At 61.0% G+C, this 14,383-nt stretch carries 12 protein-coding genes; 6 read left to right on the forward strand and 6 right to left on the reverse strand.

The window, feature by feature from the left end:
* Positions 1-180: 180 nt before the first annotated feature.
* The 4 genes from gpmI (at position 181) to ACF8R3_RS20430 (ending at position 5,306) form a co-directional block, all read left to right on the forward strand.
* Complete coding sequence (gene gpmI, locus ACF8R3_RS20415) at positions 181-1,716, forward strand: 2,3-bisphosphoglycerate-independent phosphoglycerate mutase (protein WP_392516065.1); 1,536 nt, start codon at positions 181-183, stop codon at positions 1,714-1,716.
* 120 nt (positions 1,717-1,836) lie between these two features.
* A complete protein-coding gene (locus ACF8R3_RS20420) occupies positions 1,837-3,138 on the forward strand; it encodes a murein hydrolase activator EnvC (protein WP_196186515.1) in 1,302 nt (433 codons plus the stop codon).
* 76 nt (positions 3,139-3,214) lie between these two features.
* Complete coding sequence (locus tag ACF8R3_RS20425; RefSeq protein WP_058604251.1) at positions 3,215-4,531, forward strand: S41 family peptidase; 1,317 nt, start codon at positions 3,215-3,217, stop codon at positions 4,529-4,531.
* Positions 4,532-4,538: 7 nt separating this feature from the next.
* Positions 4,539-5,306, forward strand: a complete 768-nt coding sequence (locus ACF8R3_RS20430; protein WP_100850627.1) for a divergent polysaccharide deacetylase family protein — start codon at positions 4,539-4,541, stop codon at positions 5,304-5,306.
* Positions 5,307-5,430: 124 nt separating this feature from the next.
* Here the strand turns inward: ACF8R3_RS20430 and ACF8R3_RS20435 are convergent, their stop codons facing one another.
* The 6 genes from ACF8R3_RS20435 to ACF8R3_RS20460 all read right to left on the reverse strand — a co-directional run bounded on the left by ACF8R3_RS20435 (position 5,431) and on the right by ACF8R3_RS20460 (position 11,621).
* Positions 5,431-6,324: a hypothetical protein gene (locus ACF8R3_RS20435; protein ID WP_392475155.1), complete on the reverse strand. Its 894-nt coding sequence runs from the start codon at positions 6,322-6,324 to the stop codon at positions 5,431-5,433.
* 65 nt (positions 6,325-6,389) lie between these two features.
* Positions 6,390-7,082, reverse strand: a complete 693-nt coding sequence (locus ACF8R3_RS20440) for a hypothetical protein (protein ID WP_392475156.1) — start codon at positions 7,080-7,082, stop codon at positions 6,390-6,392.
* 165 nt (positions 7,083-7,247) lie between these two features.
* A complete protein-coding gene (locus ACF8R3_RS20445) occupies positions 7,248-8,747 on the reverse strand; it encodes a dermonecrotic toxin domain-containing protein (protein ID WP_392516066.1) in 1,500 nt (499 codons plus the stop codon).
* Positions 8,722-8,982, reverse strand: coding sequence for a hypothetical protein (locus ACF8R3_RS20450; RefSeq protein ID WP_193755008.1), 261 nt, complete (start codon positions 8,980-8,982; stop codon positions 8,722-8,724). Before ACF8R3_RS20450 ends, ACF8R3_RS20445 begins: the two co-directional genes overlap by 26 nt.
* 54 nt (positions 8,983-9,036) lie before the next feature.
* Positions 9,037-9,642, reverse strand: coding sequence for a hypothetical protein (locus ACF8R3_RS20455; protein WP_392516067.1), 606 nt, complete (start codon positions 9,640-9,642; stop codon positions 9,037-9,039).
* Positions 9,643-9,674: 32 nt separating this feature from the next.
* Entirely contained in the window at positions 9,675-11,621 is a 1,947-nt protein-coding gene (locus ACF8R3_RS20460; RefSeq protein WP_392516071.1) for a BCCT family transporter, read from the reverse strand.
* Between the two features lie 532 nt (positions 11,622-12,153).
* Here ACF8R3_RS20460 and betI point away from each other — a divergent pair.
* Complete coding sequence (gene betI / locus ACF8R3_RS20465) at positions 12,154-12,807, forward strand: transcriptional regulator BetI (RefSeq protein WP_182139370.1); 654 nt, start codon at positions 12,154-12,156, stop codon at positions 12,805-12,807.
* Positions 12,808-12,845: 38 nt separating this feature from the next.
* Complete coding sequence (gene betB, locus ACF8R3_RS20470) at positions 12,846-14,318, forward strand: betaine-aldehyde dehydrogenase (protein ID WP_196142476.1); 1,473 nt, start codon at positions 12,846-12,848, stop codon at positions 14,316-14,318.
* The last annotated feature ends 65 nt before the right edge of the window (positions 14,319-14,383 follow it).

Genomic DNA, 14,383 nt, shown 5'->3' on the forward strand with positions numbered 1-14,383 from the left:
CCGGCCAGTATACACACCAGCCCGGTGCCACCAAAGCCTGACCGGGCCGCGAAGCAAGTGCCGTTACACAATGCCGTGAGGGTGCGCCGGTCGGGCTTGAGGACGATTATTCGCCCACACCGGCGCATTTGCCCTAAAATGCGTGTCTTTATCATCTTTGAACAACCGTGAGTTTGATTGATGACGAGCACGCCCAAACCCCTGGTCCTGATCATCCTGGACGGCTTCGGTTACAGCGAAAGCCCTGAGTACAACGCCATCCACGCCGCCAACACGCCGGTGTACGACCGCTTGCAGGCTACCCAGCCGCACGGCCTGATTTCCGGTTCGGGCATGGATGTCGGCCTGCCGGATGGCCAGATGGGCAACTCCGAGGTCGGCCACATGAACCTGGGCGCCGGGCGCGTTGTTTACCAGGACTTCACCCGCGTCACCAAGGCCATCCGTGACGGCGAGTTCTTCACCAACCCGGTGCTCACCGGTGCGGTCGATGCGGCGGCGGGCGCTGGCAAGGCCGTGCACATTCTCGGCCTGCTGTCCGACGGTGGCGTTCACAGCCACCAGGACCACCTCGTTGCCATGGCTGAGCTGGCTGCGCAGCGTGGGGCCGAAAAAATCTACCTGCACGCCTTCCTCGATGGCCGCGACACCCCGCCGCGCAGCGCCCAGTCCTCCATCGAACTGCTCGATGCCACGTTCGCCCGGTTGGGCAAAGGCCGCATCGCCAGTCTCATCGGCCGCTATTTTGCCATGGACCGCGACAACCGCTGGGACCGGGTGAGCGCCGCTTACAACCTGATCGTAGACAGTGACGCGCAATACACCGCCGACACTGCCCTGGCCGGTCTCGAAGCAGCCTACGCCCGCGATGAGAGTGATGAGTTCGTCAAGGCCACGCGCATCGGCGAGCCCGTCAAGGTCGAAGACGGCGATGCAGTGATTTTCATGAACTTCCGCGCCGACCGCGCCCGCGAGCTGTCGCGCGTGTTCGTCGAGCCGGACTTCAACGAATTCCCGCGCGCGCGTCTGCCGAAAGTGGCGGCGTTCATCGGCCTGACCCAGTATTCGGCCAAGATCCCGGCGCCGGCCGCCTTCGCGCCGGCCAGCCTGCACAACGTGCTGGGCGAATACCTGGCGAACAATGGCAAGACCCAGCTGCGCATCGCCGAGACCGAAAAGTACGCACATGTCACCTTCTTCTTCTCGGGCGGGCGCGAAGAACCATTCGAAGGCGAAGAGCGCATCCTCATTCCATCGCCCAAGGTCGCTACTTATGACCTGCAGCCGGAAATGAGCGCGCCCGAAGTCACCGACCGCATCGTCGAAGCCATCGAGCAGCAGCGTCATGACGTGATCGTGGTGAACTACGCGAACGGCGACATGGTTGGCCATACCGGTGTGTTCGATGCCGCAGTCAAGGCCGTCAAGGCCCTGGATGGCTGCATGGGCCGCATCGTCGCGGCGCTGGACAAGGTCGGTGGCGAAGCACTGATCACGGCTGACCATGGCAACGTCGAGCAAATGGAAGACGAATCCACCGGCCAGGCGCACACCGCACACACCACCGAGCCGGTGCCGTTCATCTATGTAGGCAAGCGCAACCTCAAGGTCCGCGAAGGCGGAGTGCTGGCAGACGTGGCACCGACCATGCTCAAGCTGCTGGGGCTGGAGAAGCCTGCCGAGATGACAGGCACGTCCATCCTGATCGACGCCTGACAGTCATGCCACACGCCACAAGAAGCACGGGCCAGTTCGCGGCCCTTTCCTGTGGCGTGTAGCGTGCAGCCTGCCGCTCATTCATACTAGGCCAGTCTCCATCCCCGGTATGCCAAACCCATGCTTCGCGCCCTGATCCTTCTCGCCTTGTCTTGCCTGCTCACCCCGGCGTTCGCCGACGAGCGCGCACAGACCCAGCAGCAACTGGACGCCACCCGCCAGGACATCGCCGAGCTCAAGAAAACCTTGGGCAAGCTCCAGGAAGAAAAGGCCGGCGTGCAGAAAGACCTGAAGGCCACCGAAACCGACATCGGCAACCTGGAGAAGCAGGTGGAGGCCCTGCAGCAGCAACTAAAAAAGACCGAGGGCGAGCTGGAGCGCCTTGATACCGAGAAAAAAAAACTCCAGAGCGCCCGCGTTGAACAACAGCGGCTGATTGCCATCCAGGCCCGTTCGGCCTATCAGAACGGCCGTGAGGAATACCTCAAGCTGCTGCTCAACCAGCAGAACCCCGAAAAATTCGCGCGAACGCTCACCTACTACGATTACCTCAGCAAGGCGCGCCTGGAGCAACTGCGCGCCTTCAATGACACCCTGCGCCAATTGGCCGGTGTCGAACGTGACATCGGCAGCCAGCAAGCGCAGTTGCTGGCCCAGCGCGCCGACCTCGACACCCGCCGCCAGGCATTGGAAGTCGAACGGGGTAAGCGCCGCGAGGTGCTGGCCAAGCTCAACGGCGATGTGAAGGACCGCGACCAGAAGCTGCGCGCCCGCGAGCAGGACCAGGCCGATCTTTCCAAGGTACTCAAGACCATCGAGGAAACCCTGGCCCGCCAGGCGCGTGAAGCCGAGCAGGCACGCCAACGCGCACTGCTGGCTCAGCAGGAGGCGGAAAAACGCCGCCAGCAAGAGGCACTCGCCGCCGCAGCCCGTGACAAGGCGCCCGAGCCAGCCGAGCCACCGCGCAAGGCCCGTGCGACCCTCGGGCCCATGGTTTCGAGCGACGGTGCCAGTTATGGCGGCGCATTTTCTGCTTCCCGTGGAAAACTTCCATGGCCCGTCAATGGTCGATTGCTGGCACGCTTCGGGGATGCCCGTGGCGGTGATTCACGCGCCAAGTGGGACGGGGTGATGATCAGTGCCAACCCCGGTACTCAGGTGCGGGCTGTCCATGGAGGCCGTGTGGTGTTCGCCGACTGGTTGCGTGGCGCCGGTCTTCTGGTCATTCTCGACCACGGCAATGGTTACCTGAGCCTGTATGGCCACAACCAGAGCCTGCTCAAGAGCGCCGGTGACGTCGTCAAGGCGGGCGAAGCCATTTCGACAGTCGGCGATAGCGGTGGCCAGGAGGCTGCCGGTCTGTATTTCGCCATCCGCCAGCAGGGCCGGCCTTCCGACCCCTCCCAGTGGTGCCGCGGCTAGTCAAACTTATGTGGCGCAGCGTGTGCTGTGCCCATGCTCCGAAGGGAGCGTCTACAGGATCAGGAGTTCGTTCGACATGCTGCACTCGCCCCGTCTTACCCAGCTGGCCCTGTCCATCGCCCTGGCGGTCGGCGCACCCCTGGCCATTGCTGCAGAGCCTGCCAAGGCGGCTGCCGTGCCCGTCACCGAGGTCACTGCCAAAGCGCCGCTGCCGCTTGAAGAGCTGCGCACCTTCGCCGAGGTCATGGACCGTATCAAGGCAGCTTACGTCGAGCCTGTCGATGACAAGACCCTGCTGGAAAACGCCATCAAAGGCATGCTCAGCAACCTCGATCCTCACTCGGCCTACCTGGGCCCTGAAGACTTTCAAGAGCTTCAGGAAAGTACCAGCGGTGAGTTTGGCGGCCTGGGCATCGAAGTCGGCCAGGAAGACGGTTTCATCAAGGTGGTCTCGCCCATTGATGACACCCCAGCGTCCAAGGCCGGCGTGCAGGCGGGCGACTTGATCGTGAAGATCAACGGCGCACCGACCCGCGGCCAGACCATGACCGAGGCCGTGGACAAGATGCGCGGCAAAGTGGGCGACAAGATCACCCTGACGTTGGTGCGCGATGGGGGTACGCCGTTCGATGTGACCCTTGCTCGTGCAGTCATTCAGGTTAAAAGCGTCAAGAGCCAACTGCTCGAGAACGATTACGGCTATATCCGCATCACCCAGTTCCAGGTCAAGACCGGCGACGAAGTGGGCAAGGCCTTGGCCAAGCTGCGCAAGGACAACGGCAAGAAGCTGCGTGGCGTGATCCTGGACCTGCGCAACAACCCGGGGGGCGTGTTGCAGTCGGCGGTGGAAGTGGCTGACCACTTCTTGACCAAGGGCCTGATCGTGTACACCAAAGGGCGGATCGCCAATTCCGAGCTGCGCTTCTCGGCTGACCCTGCCGATGCCAGCGAAGGTGTGCCACTGGTGGTGCTGATCAACGGCGGCAGCGCCTCGGCCTCGGAAATCGTCGCGGGCGCCTTGCAAGACCAGAAGCGCGGCGTGCTGATGGGCACCGACAGTTTTGGCAAGGGCTCGGTCCAGACCGTGCTGCCCCTGGCCAACGACCGTGCCCTGAAGCTGACCACTGCCCTGTACTTCACCCCCAACGGTCGCTCCATCCAGGCCCAGGGTATCGTGCCGGACATCGAGGTCCGCCAGGCCAAGCTTACGGCCGAAGCGGACAACGACAACTTCAAGGAAGCCGACCTGCAGGGGCACCTGGGCAACGGCAATGGGGGCGCCGACCGTCCCACCGGCAGCAGCAAGCGCAAGGAGCGGCCGCAGGACAACGACTTCCAGCTGAGCCAGGCCCTGAGCCTGCTCAAGGGCCTGAACATCACCAAAGGCAGCTGAGCCAACCATGCGTTATTTGCTGTATCTGCTGATCGGGCTGATGGCGGGCGTGGCGCACGCGGCGCCCACCAGCCAGGCCTACATGAGCATCATCATCGATGACCTCGGCCAAAGCCCCGAGCGCGACAGTCGAACCCTGGCGCTGCCGGGGCCGGTGACCATGGCCATCATGCCTGACACCCCGCATGCCACCGATTTCGCCCGCCAGGCGCATAAGGCGGGTAAAACCGTCATCCTGCACATGCCCATGGACCCGGCCACCGGGCCCTATGCCTGGCACCCCGGCGTGCCGCAAGACGAGCTTGCCAGGCGTCTTGATGCGGCCCTGGCCAAGGTGCCTTATGCCGCTGGCGTGAACAACCACATGGGCAGCCGCATGACGGCACAACGCGACGCCATGACCTGGTTGATGGGTGAGCTACAGCGCCGCGACCTGTTCTTCGTCGACAGCCGCACCAGCGCTGCGACCGTGGCCGCGGCACAAGCCCAGGCACAGGGCACGGCGAATGTCTCCAGGGATGTATTTCTGGATGACGAGCGCACGCCTGAGGCAATTACACGCCAACTGCACCAAGGCATCGCCCTGGCGCGCAAACAGGGCTCGGCAGTGCTGATTGGCCACCCGTATCCACAGACCCTCGAAGTGCTGGAGCGCGAGCTGCCAAACCTCACGCGACAGGGTGTGAAGCTGATCAACCTGCAGCAGATGATTGCCGAACGAAGCAACCTGGCCATGCCCGCCCATGGCAAGCAAGGCCGCTACAGCAACCGTTGAGCGGGCATCGCGCAGGGTGCCCGCGAAGTAGGTTGCCCACGTGCCCTCATGCCAGTGCAGGTACGTCGGTGAGTCTAGACCCTGCCACCTGGCAGCGAGCAGAGCACAGGCTACAGCAGCATCGTTACCCGAATGGAATGATGCCCTCCACATCGCCCTTACGTAGCTGGCCACGGTAGATGGAGAGCACTTGCTGTTTCTTTGCGGCCCGCAACACAGCTTGATGCCCAAGCCTGCGCTGCTCCCACAATTTCAGATGCCCACGAGAAAAGTCCTGATCTGCCGTGTCCACGGCAGGATAATGAAAGTGAGCCTCCCAGATAGGCCTGCCTGATACCCGTTTGATCTCGTAGGTATCCAAATAGTCATTTGTTCCCAACGGCACTCTGCGATCTGCTCGGCTAACGGTAATCTCACCCAGTTCGTAAAGGAATTTGAGCGCGTTCATGGCAGGGGTTTTACAGGTCAAATAATAGGTCTTGAGCAGCTTCTGACGATGGTCGTCAAGCTCAGTGATTGCATGCTCGATTCGCCCTCTCAACGCACTTTCAGCATCAGTTCGAGGCAACAACGCCAGGTTGGCTTTGAGGTCTTTGACGTGTTCGTCGACAATCGTGGCCAATCCCAATGGCTCATTCTTGGCGAAGAATTTCCTTGCCATCGCAACCGTGGCATCAACGTTATTGATCAGCTTTTGCGCTTGTCGACGCAACTCGCTTACCTTGATGGCAGAGCTTGGCGGCTGTTCAGCAGTGCCTGGCGGTTCGACCTCTTGCCACTGGCTATCCTGCCGGCGGAAGGTTCTCAACACCTTCGCATGACTGTCCACTTGCTGCAGTACAGGGAGACCTGCGTCGTCGACGGTCTCGACACCGACTACGTTACGTCCCTGCTTGGTTCTGACCATTCGACGCACACCGCCGCGTGGAGCATAGACGGGCGTGCGTGGTGCAAAGGCCTCGGTCTGCTCGACCTCACGAATATTGGCCTGCATTTCCTCGCTGGCCAACAGCTTCAACCGGCGTAGCTCGTCGAGGTACTGTTGGAGCTTGTCGAGTCGGATAGCTTCAGGCTGGGAGCTGGCTAGATTTGCGCCTTGCCAATGGTCTCCTCGTACGCATCAATCACGTCATTGAGCACAGCGACTCGCTCCTCGACAGACAAGCTGCTGCCAGCCAAGTCACCGTGGGCGCTGCCCGCACTCTTGAGTGCCTTTCCAACCAGCATTTCGTTGTACTCGTTGATCTGCTCTTCGGAGGCACCCCGAAGACGATCAATTGACAATTCGCCGAGGTCTTCAAGCAGTCGAAACTCAAGATCAACGGCGTTCAATTGGCGCTGTTGAATAATTCTGGTCAGTTCAAGATGCTCGTTTTCGATCTTGCCATCAGCATCCTGGAACACAATGTCATTGTCAGCTCGGGTGCTCTCAAGTAGAGGATCAAGTTTTGCGGCCAAGGCCAGCATATCTTTGGCCCACTGCGTCACGCGCTCGAGCGAGGCAGTCAATCGCTTGTAGCGTTGCTGCTCCTCCTCAGTGGTAGGTAGGACTAAGATTTCATCAAGCTGTGCGTCTATGGACTCTTCATTGATCATGACCGCCAGCAAGTTGTAATACGTCTCGCAGGTCGCCAGTAGGCCACGTCGGATGGTACTGCGCTGATAAGTTACCGTGGTCGAGACGAGCTCACTGGAAGGTCTTACCGAGCCGCCCGACATGAGCAGAGCGTCGTGCTCGCTGTCGTGTTTTATGAGCGCGTCGAGGTCTTTGCACACATACTGGCGCTGCCCCCCTTCTGACTTGGCGCAGTAAACTGATCATTTCCAGTTGCTGTGTATCAGGCGTTTCGACTCGCTCAAGTTCCTCAAGTTTTTCGGTGGTCTTATCTACTTTAGAAGCATGTCGTTCATAGGCTGCGGCCAATGCTTCGCGCGCACGCGTCAAACGCTCACCTCTTCACGCATGCTCTCTTCGCGGCGCATGTTCTCTTCGCGTATGAGCTGAAGACGACTCTTGGGCATCCCGCCTCGCAAGCGTTGGCCCGAGTGGATACGCCATGCCCCGCCCACACGCTTCAACCATGGGCCAGGCTTGCCCTGCGCATCGATGATGCGCACGCCTTCGGCATCGACCGATACAGCAAAGGTGCCCATCAGCATCTTTGCGTAGCGTTGCCCATCGACCGTGTATAAACCTGCGGCCTCCCCGCTGGAAGCCGGCGAGTGCTGTTCCAGATCGATCTGCACGCGCAAACCCAAGACCTTGCTGCGCATTTCGGCCGGCAAGGCATTGAACCCTTCCCCACCTGAGAAGGAGAAATCCATGATCGCCTGCGCCTTGGTGACTGGCCCAGGAAGGTAGACTTTGCCTTGCCTTGCCTTGCCTTGCCTCGGCACATCGGCATCGGCTAGCACTGGGAGGGTCGACCCGGGAGCCATCGTTGAAGGGCGTATGGCATCAGGCAGTTCTACCGGCTTGGGGGCCATTTTCGGCCCGAGCACGTGCCCCAGCGCCATCACCAGGTTGAGCACGATGTCCACCACGGCAGCCGAGCGCTCGAACGCCGTACCCTCACGGATGGCTCTTTCGTCAGCTGCCGCGGCATTGAGCGCTTGGACCATCCAGGCTACAGCACCGATGGGGCCACTCACCAATATGGAAGCTACGTCGAACAGCAACCAGGCACCTTGAGTGAGAACCGCCCACTGGCTTTCTGCGTTGGCGACCGAGCTGCGTTCGGCCAGATCGACCAGCAAATCGCGGTTGGCTCTGTACAACTGAAGGTCGACATCATTTAGCCAGGGTTTGGCCCAGAACTGAGCAGGCGCAACACGCCCGGGCAAGATCGAGGTATCGATAATCGAGTGCCCCAGTTGGGGCTCGCTGAACCCGCCGTGGTCGTAAACCGGGCGAGCTTCAGGTGTTAGCCAGTCAAGAATGCTGGCCTGCAGCTCAACGTTGTTGCGCACCTCATCCATCAAGGCGTCTGTGCTTGTGAACTCCAGCACGGCCCTACTACCGTAAAGGGGCCTGTACAGCACAACTGTTCCAGGCGTCTGATTGACCAGAACATACATGCCATGTACCTGATCGTATTGCTCACTGTCCGGTGCACGTCGCAATGCGAACGGCATCAGTGTGCTGGCCGGTTGCATTGCGTCCACCCTGCCGCCGCAATAATCGGAAATAGCCTGAAGACCGATTTCGCTTAACTGTCCCCTCAATTTTGCCTGCAAGGCGCTGTGCAGTAATGCGCTTCGCCATTCTCCTGCGAAGCGTTTGACCCGCTCAGGCTGACGCTGCGCGTCGTCGAGATGGGTGACCACATATGCCGGGTAAGTGGCGCCGATATCCAATCGCCAGACAAGCTGCTTGGGGTAGTCGACCGTCAACCAATCCATGATCAGCTGATCTTCACGGTGGCTGATGGCGGTGCGCAAAAGGGTCTCCTCCAAGCTCATGCCGATGCCATACCATCCCTTGCTCGTCCACAAGGGCGGGATACTCCTGCTGTAGGGCCTGCGCAAATTCATCCAGCGTGTCGAACGTCCACACCACGCCGGACGGCTTGCACCACAGCACTGCCTCACCCTCGTCCCACTGTCCCTGTACGATGAGATCTGGCAGGAAACGGCTAACGCTGCTGTTCTGATAGGGACGTACCATCTCCACCATGAACACAGTCGGCCGCTCACTGGGGCTGCCCAAGAGTCCACGCAGACAAGCCTGCTACCGAGCGCTCAAGCCGTGAAGCGACAGGTTGTGCAGCAGCGCCGTTATCATGACCAGCTGCAGCCAGCGATCGCGGCTGACGCCCATACTGCCGACAGCACGCCAGTACTTGACCTGTGCCGCGTTGAAATAGTCGTCCAGTAAAAGCAGCAGGTCTTCGAAGGCAGGTTGCAGAGCCACGAGATCGATTTGATCGCCCTCGGCAGTCTCGAACGGGTCGGGGATGGCAAAGAAGTGTTTGCCGCTGAGCAGCAGATACTGATTGATGTTGGCCACTGGCGTGAAGTCCAGCACCCGGTTGTGCAGCTTGGCCTTGAGTATCTCGTCTACGAGTGGAAGGGTCGTTGAGCTTTGCCCATCGGGGTTCACCCTGACCAGGCTCAGCTGGTTGGTATCCTTGAGCGTGGGCGATGAACGGCAATCAGGGGGTAGTGCTCGATCAGCAAGCCCATGATTTGCAGGCTGGCTACCTGCCGTAAGGTAGGCCGACCAGAAAACTGCGCGTTGACCTGGGCTTTGAAGTCGTATGAAGCGGCTCGAGCGGTGGGCATGGTGGGCCTCCTTGAATCGGGAGACCCACCGTAGCCACGCACGTGTGGTCATTGGCCGTACATATTGCTAGGCCAGGTCGTGCGTCAGCTGTAGACCCGCCCCAACACCTGGCGGTGGCTCTCGAACTGATCCAGCACATCGCGCACGATTTGTTCAGGCGCAAAGCCCATCAGGTCATACTCCTGGCTACCGTCGTGCAAATACACTTCGGCGCGGTAGAAGCGTTGCCGTACCTCGGGCTCACCCTCGGCCGGGGCTTCTGTTGGTGCAGCCATGTAACCATCGAGGCTGACCTCGTAGACGAAGGGGTTGCCTTCTTCCATCATCACCCGCAGGCCCATCATGTTGCGCGACTGGCCGACCCGGGTCTCGACGTCGAAGCCCTGGGTTTGCAACTGGGCCGCTGCATCCTTCAGCGCAGGGCTTACCTGCTTGTCCATGAAGCGCTGCACCACCGCCTGGGTCGGTTGCAAGTCGAGTTGAGTCAGGCGCTCACTGAAGCCTCGACGGCCACGTGCGGCCAGTTCGGCCCGCTCCTGCTCCATGGCCACGTCCTGCCGCATGGCCTTGTACAAGCCGAACATGAACAGCACCAGCACCACCGAGAACGGCAGGCCTGCCAGCACCACCATGGTCTGCATGGCTTCGAAGTTGCCGGCGAACAACAAGCCGATGGTGACCAGGGTGATGATCACCGACCAGAACACCACCATCCAGTGCGGGGCGTCCTCGTCGACCTTGCCACCTTTGCACGACAGGTTCGCCATCATGACTGCGCCGGAGTCCGCTGGGGTCAGGAACAACACGAAGCCAACAAACACGGCCACACCGATCACGATCTTAGCTGCCGGGAAGTATTCCAGCAGTTGGTAGATTGACATGGACGGCTGCTCGAGGGCGGTCTTGCCCAGTTCCACGGCGCCATGGTTGATCACCAGGTCCAGGGCGGTATTGCCGAAGATCGACAGCCACGCCAGGGTGAAGCCCAGCGGGATCAACAGCACACCGCTGACCAACTGGCGCACGGTACGGCCCTTGGAGATCCGGGCAATGAACATGCCTACGAACGGGCCCCAGGAAATCCACCAGGCCCAATAGAACACCGTCCACAGGCCCAACCAGCGTTCGGACTTGCCCGCCTCACCCTCATACACATACAGGTCGAAGGTTTTCAGCACGATGCCGTTGAGGTAGTCGCCCACGTTCTGCACGAAGCCGTTGAGCAGGTGCAGGGTTTCGCCGCCCAGCAGGACGAAGATAAGCAGGCCACTGAACAGCGCGATGTTCAGGTTGGACAGGCGGCGGATACCGTTTTCCACGCCCGAGACCGCTGCCACTGTGGCAACACCAGCCATTACCAGAATCACCACCAGCAGGTTGGTCTTGCTGTGGTCCATGCCGAACAGGTATTCAAGCCCCGACGCGACCTGCATCGAGCCGATCCCAAGGTTGGTGACCAGGCCCAGCAGGGTCACGAACATGCCGAAGATATCCACAGCGTTGCCGGCAGCGCCCTTGACCCAGCGCTCGCCCACCAGTGGATAAAGTGCCGAGCGCAGTGCCAGCGGCTGGTTGTGACGGTAGGCGAAATAACCCACGGCCAGGCCCACCAGGGCGTAGATCGCCCAGCCGTGCAGCCCCCAGTGCAGGAACGTGAGCTGCAGGCCCTGACGCGCCGCTTCCAGGCTGGCCGGCGTGCCTTCGGGCGGATTGAAGTAGTGATCCAGCGGCTCGGACGCGCCGAAGTACAACAGCGAGATACCGATGCCCGACGAGAACAGCATGCCGGCCCAGGCGCCGTAGCTGAAGTCAGGTTGGTCTTCCTTACCGCCCAGCTTGAGCTTGCCGTAGTCGGAAAATGCCAGGTAGACGACGAACAGCAAGTAGCCGCAGATCACCAGCATGTAGTACCAGCCAAAACTGCGCGTCAGCCACTGCTGGGCGACGCCCAGTACGCGGCCAGCAGTTTCAGGAACAGCGATAAGCAAGGCAGTCAGAACGAGGATCATCAGCGCCGAGGTGAAGAACACCACGCGGTTGACCCGTACCCTCTCGGCGGGGGGTTTGGTTAGTGAGGCAGAACTCATTGCAAGAAGGCTCCGGGCAGAACGGCAGTGGAGGCTAATCGGTCTTCCTGAGCATTTGGTGGAATACCCCCACTGCATCAGGTGTTATAAAAGCACCCTGGAAATCGCGGTTTCGAACCGATCCGCTGCAACACATACGCCGCTACCACCGCTTCATAACGCTGCGCACGGTTGAAAGTGCGCGCATTGGTCACAGGGATATCGCCCGATCCTGAGGCATGTCGCAGGTTGTCCACACTGCGACGGCGTCTGCGTCCTTCATCGATCGCCCCCGTAAAAGCCTTGCCGGCTCTGGGTTTGCGCGATTTCCTAAGGTTTCAATCGATGCCGCTGGGGCCGCCACATGGGCTGTCAATGGCACAAATTGTCGCAGAGCTTATTCTTTATTGATTGAACGTTCAATCAAAACAAAATAGACTGGTCTTCGCCGAGTCAGACGCTGGTCGTCTGCTCGCAGACCTGAGGAGAAAGCAAGATGCCCAAGGTCGGTATGCAACCCATCCGCCGTCAGCAGTTGATCGAAGCCACGTTACAAGCGGTCGATCAGGTCGGTCTGGGGGACGCCAGCATTGCGCTCATTGCCCGTTTGGCAGGCGTGTCGAACGGCATCATCAGTCACTACTTTCGGGACAAGAACGGCCTGATCGCAGCGACGATGGGCTACATCATGAGCATGCTCAACGAAGGCGTGCGAGCGCGCCGCCAGGCGTTGACGGACGATGCGCCGCGCGCCCACCTGAAAGTGATCATCGAGGGCAACTTCGATGCTAGCCAGGTGAATGGCCCGGCGATGAAAACCTGGTTGGCTTTCTGGGCTTCCAGCATGCACCAGCCCGATCTGCACAGGTTGCAACGGATCAATGACCACCGTTTGTACTCCAACCTGTGTTGCCAGTTTCGCCGCGTGCTGCCGCTTTACCATGCACGCAAGGCAGCCCGCGGGCTGGCGGCTCTGATCGACGGCCTGTGGCTGCGTGGAGCCTTGTCGGGGGATGCCTTCGACACCGACCAGGCGATACGGATCGCTTACGAATACATGGATCTACAACTGGCCAAGCAGCACACACTGGGCACCGACCCTGCTGCTGAACAACGGCGCACGGCCTCTGCCAGCACGGCAGGAGCGTGACGCCCGGCCTACTCACACATTGCACTTGCGAGGACACTATGGCCCGTTTCGGAACGCAAAAACTCTACATCGATGGCGGTTACGTCGACGCTGGCACCGATGCCACCTTCGAAGCCATCAACCCGGCTACCGGCGAAGTGCTTGCCCACGTGCAACGCGCCACCGAGGCTGACGTCGAGAAGGCTGTCGAAAGCGCCGAGCGCGGCCAGAAAGTGTGGGCGGCCATGACTGCCATGCAGCGCTCGCGCATCCTGCGCCGCGCCGTGGACATCCTGCGCGAACGCAACGACGAGCTGGCCTTGCTGGAAACCCTGGACACCGGCAAGTCCTACTCCGAAACCCGCTACGTCGACATCGTCACCGGCGCTGACGTGCTGGAATATTACGCAGGCCTGGTCCCTGCCATCGAAGGCGAGCAGATTCCGCTGCGCGAATCGTCCTTCGTCTACACCCGTCGCGAACCGCTGGGCGTGACTGCCGGTATCGGCGCCTGGAACTACCCGATCCAGATCGCCCTGTGGAAATCCGCACCGGCCCTGGCTGCCGGCAACGCGATGATCTTCAAGCCGTCGGAAGTCACCTCGCTGACCACCCTCAAGCTGGCCGAGATCTACACCGAAGCCGGCCTGCCGGACGGCGTGTTCAACGTACTGACCGGCAGCGGCCGCGAAGTGGGCAGCTGGCTGACCGAGCACCCGCGCATCGAGAAGATCTCCTTCACCGGCGGCACCACCACCGGCAAGAAGGTCATGGCCAGCGCCTCGAGCTCCTCGCTCAAGGAAGTGACCATGGAGCTGGGCGGCAAGTCGCCGCTGATCATCTGCGCCGACGCCGACCTGGACAAGGCCGCCGACATCGCCATGATGGCCAACTTCTACAGCTCGGGCCAGGTGTGCACCAACGGTACCCGCGTGTTCATCCCAGCCGAGCACAAGGCCGCCTTCGAAGCCAAGATTCTCGAGCGCGTAGCGCGTATCCGTGCCGGCAACCCCGAAGATGAAAACACCAACTTCGGCCCGCTGGTCAGCTTCCAGCACATGGAAAGCGTGCTGGGCTACATCGCCAAGGGCAAGGAAGAAGGTGCCCGCGTACTGTGTGGCGGCGAGCGCCTGACCGAAGGCGACTTCGGCAAGGGTGCCTTCGTGGCCCCGACCGTGTTCACCGACTGCCGCGACGACATGACCATCGTCAAGGAAGAGATCTTCGGCCCAGTCATGAGCATCCTCAGCTACGAGACCGAGGAAGAAGTGATCCGCCGCGCCAACGATACCGAATACGGCCTGGCTGCCGGTGTGTGCACCAACGACCTGAACCGTGCCCACCGCATCATCCACCAGCTCGAAGCGGGCATTTGCTGGATCAATGCCTGGGGCGAGTCGGCAGCCGAAATGCCGGTGGGCGGCTACAAGCAATCGGGCGTTGGCCGCGAGAACGGCATCAGCTCGCTGGCCCAATACACCCGCATCAAGTCGGTACAGGTCGAGCTGGGCGACTACGCCTCGGTCTTCTGACCGGCCGTAGCACGCCAGCCCATGCTGCAGGACAGCGCCGGTCGTTGACCGACCGGCCCTTGCAG

The sequence above is a fragment of the Pseudomonas sp. FYR_7 genome, assembly GCF_043106155.1.
Classification (GTDB): domain Bacteria; phylum Pseudomonadota; class Gammaproteobacteria; order Pseudomonadales; family Pseudomonadaceae; genus Aquipseudomonas; species Aquipseudomonas parafulva_B.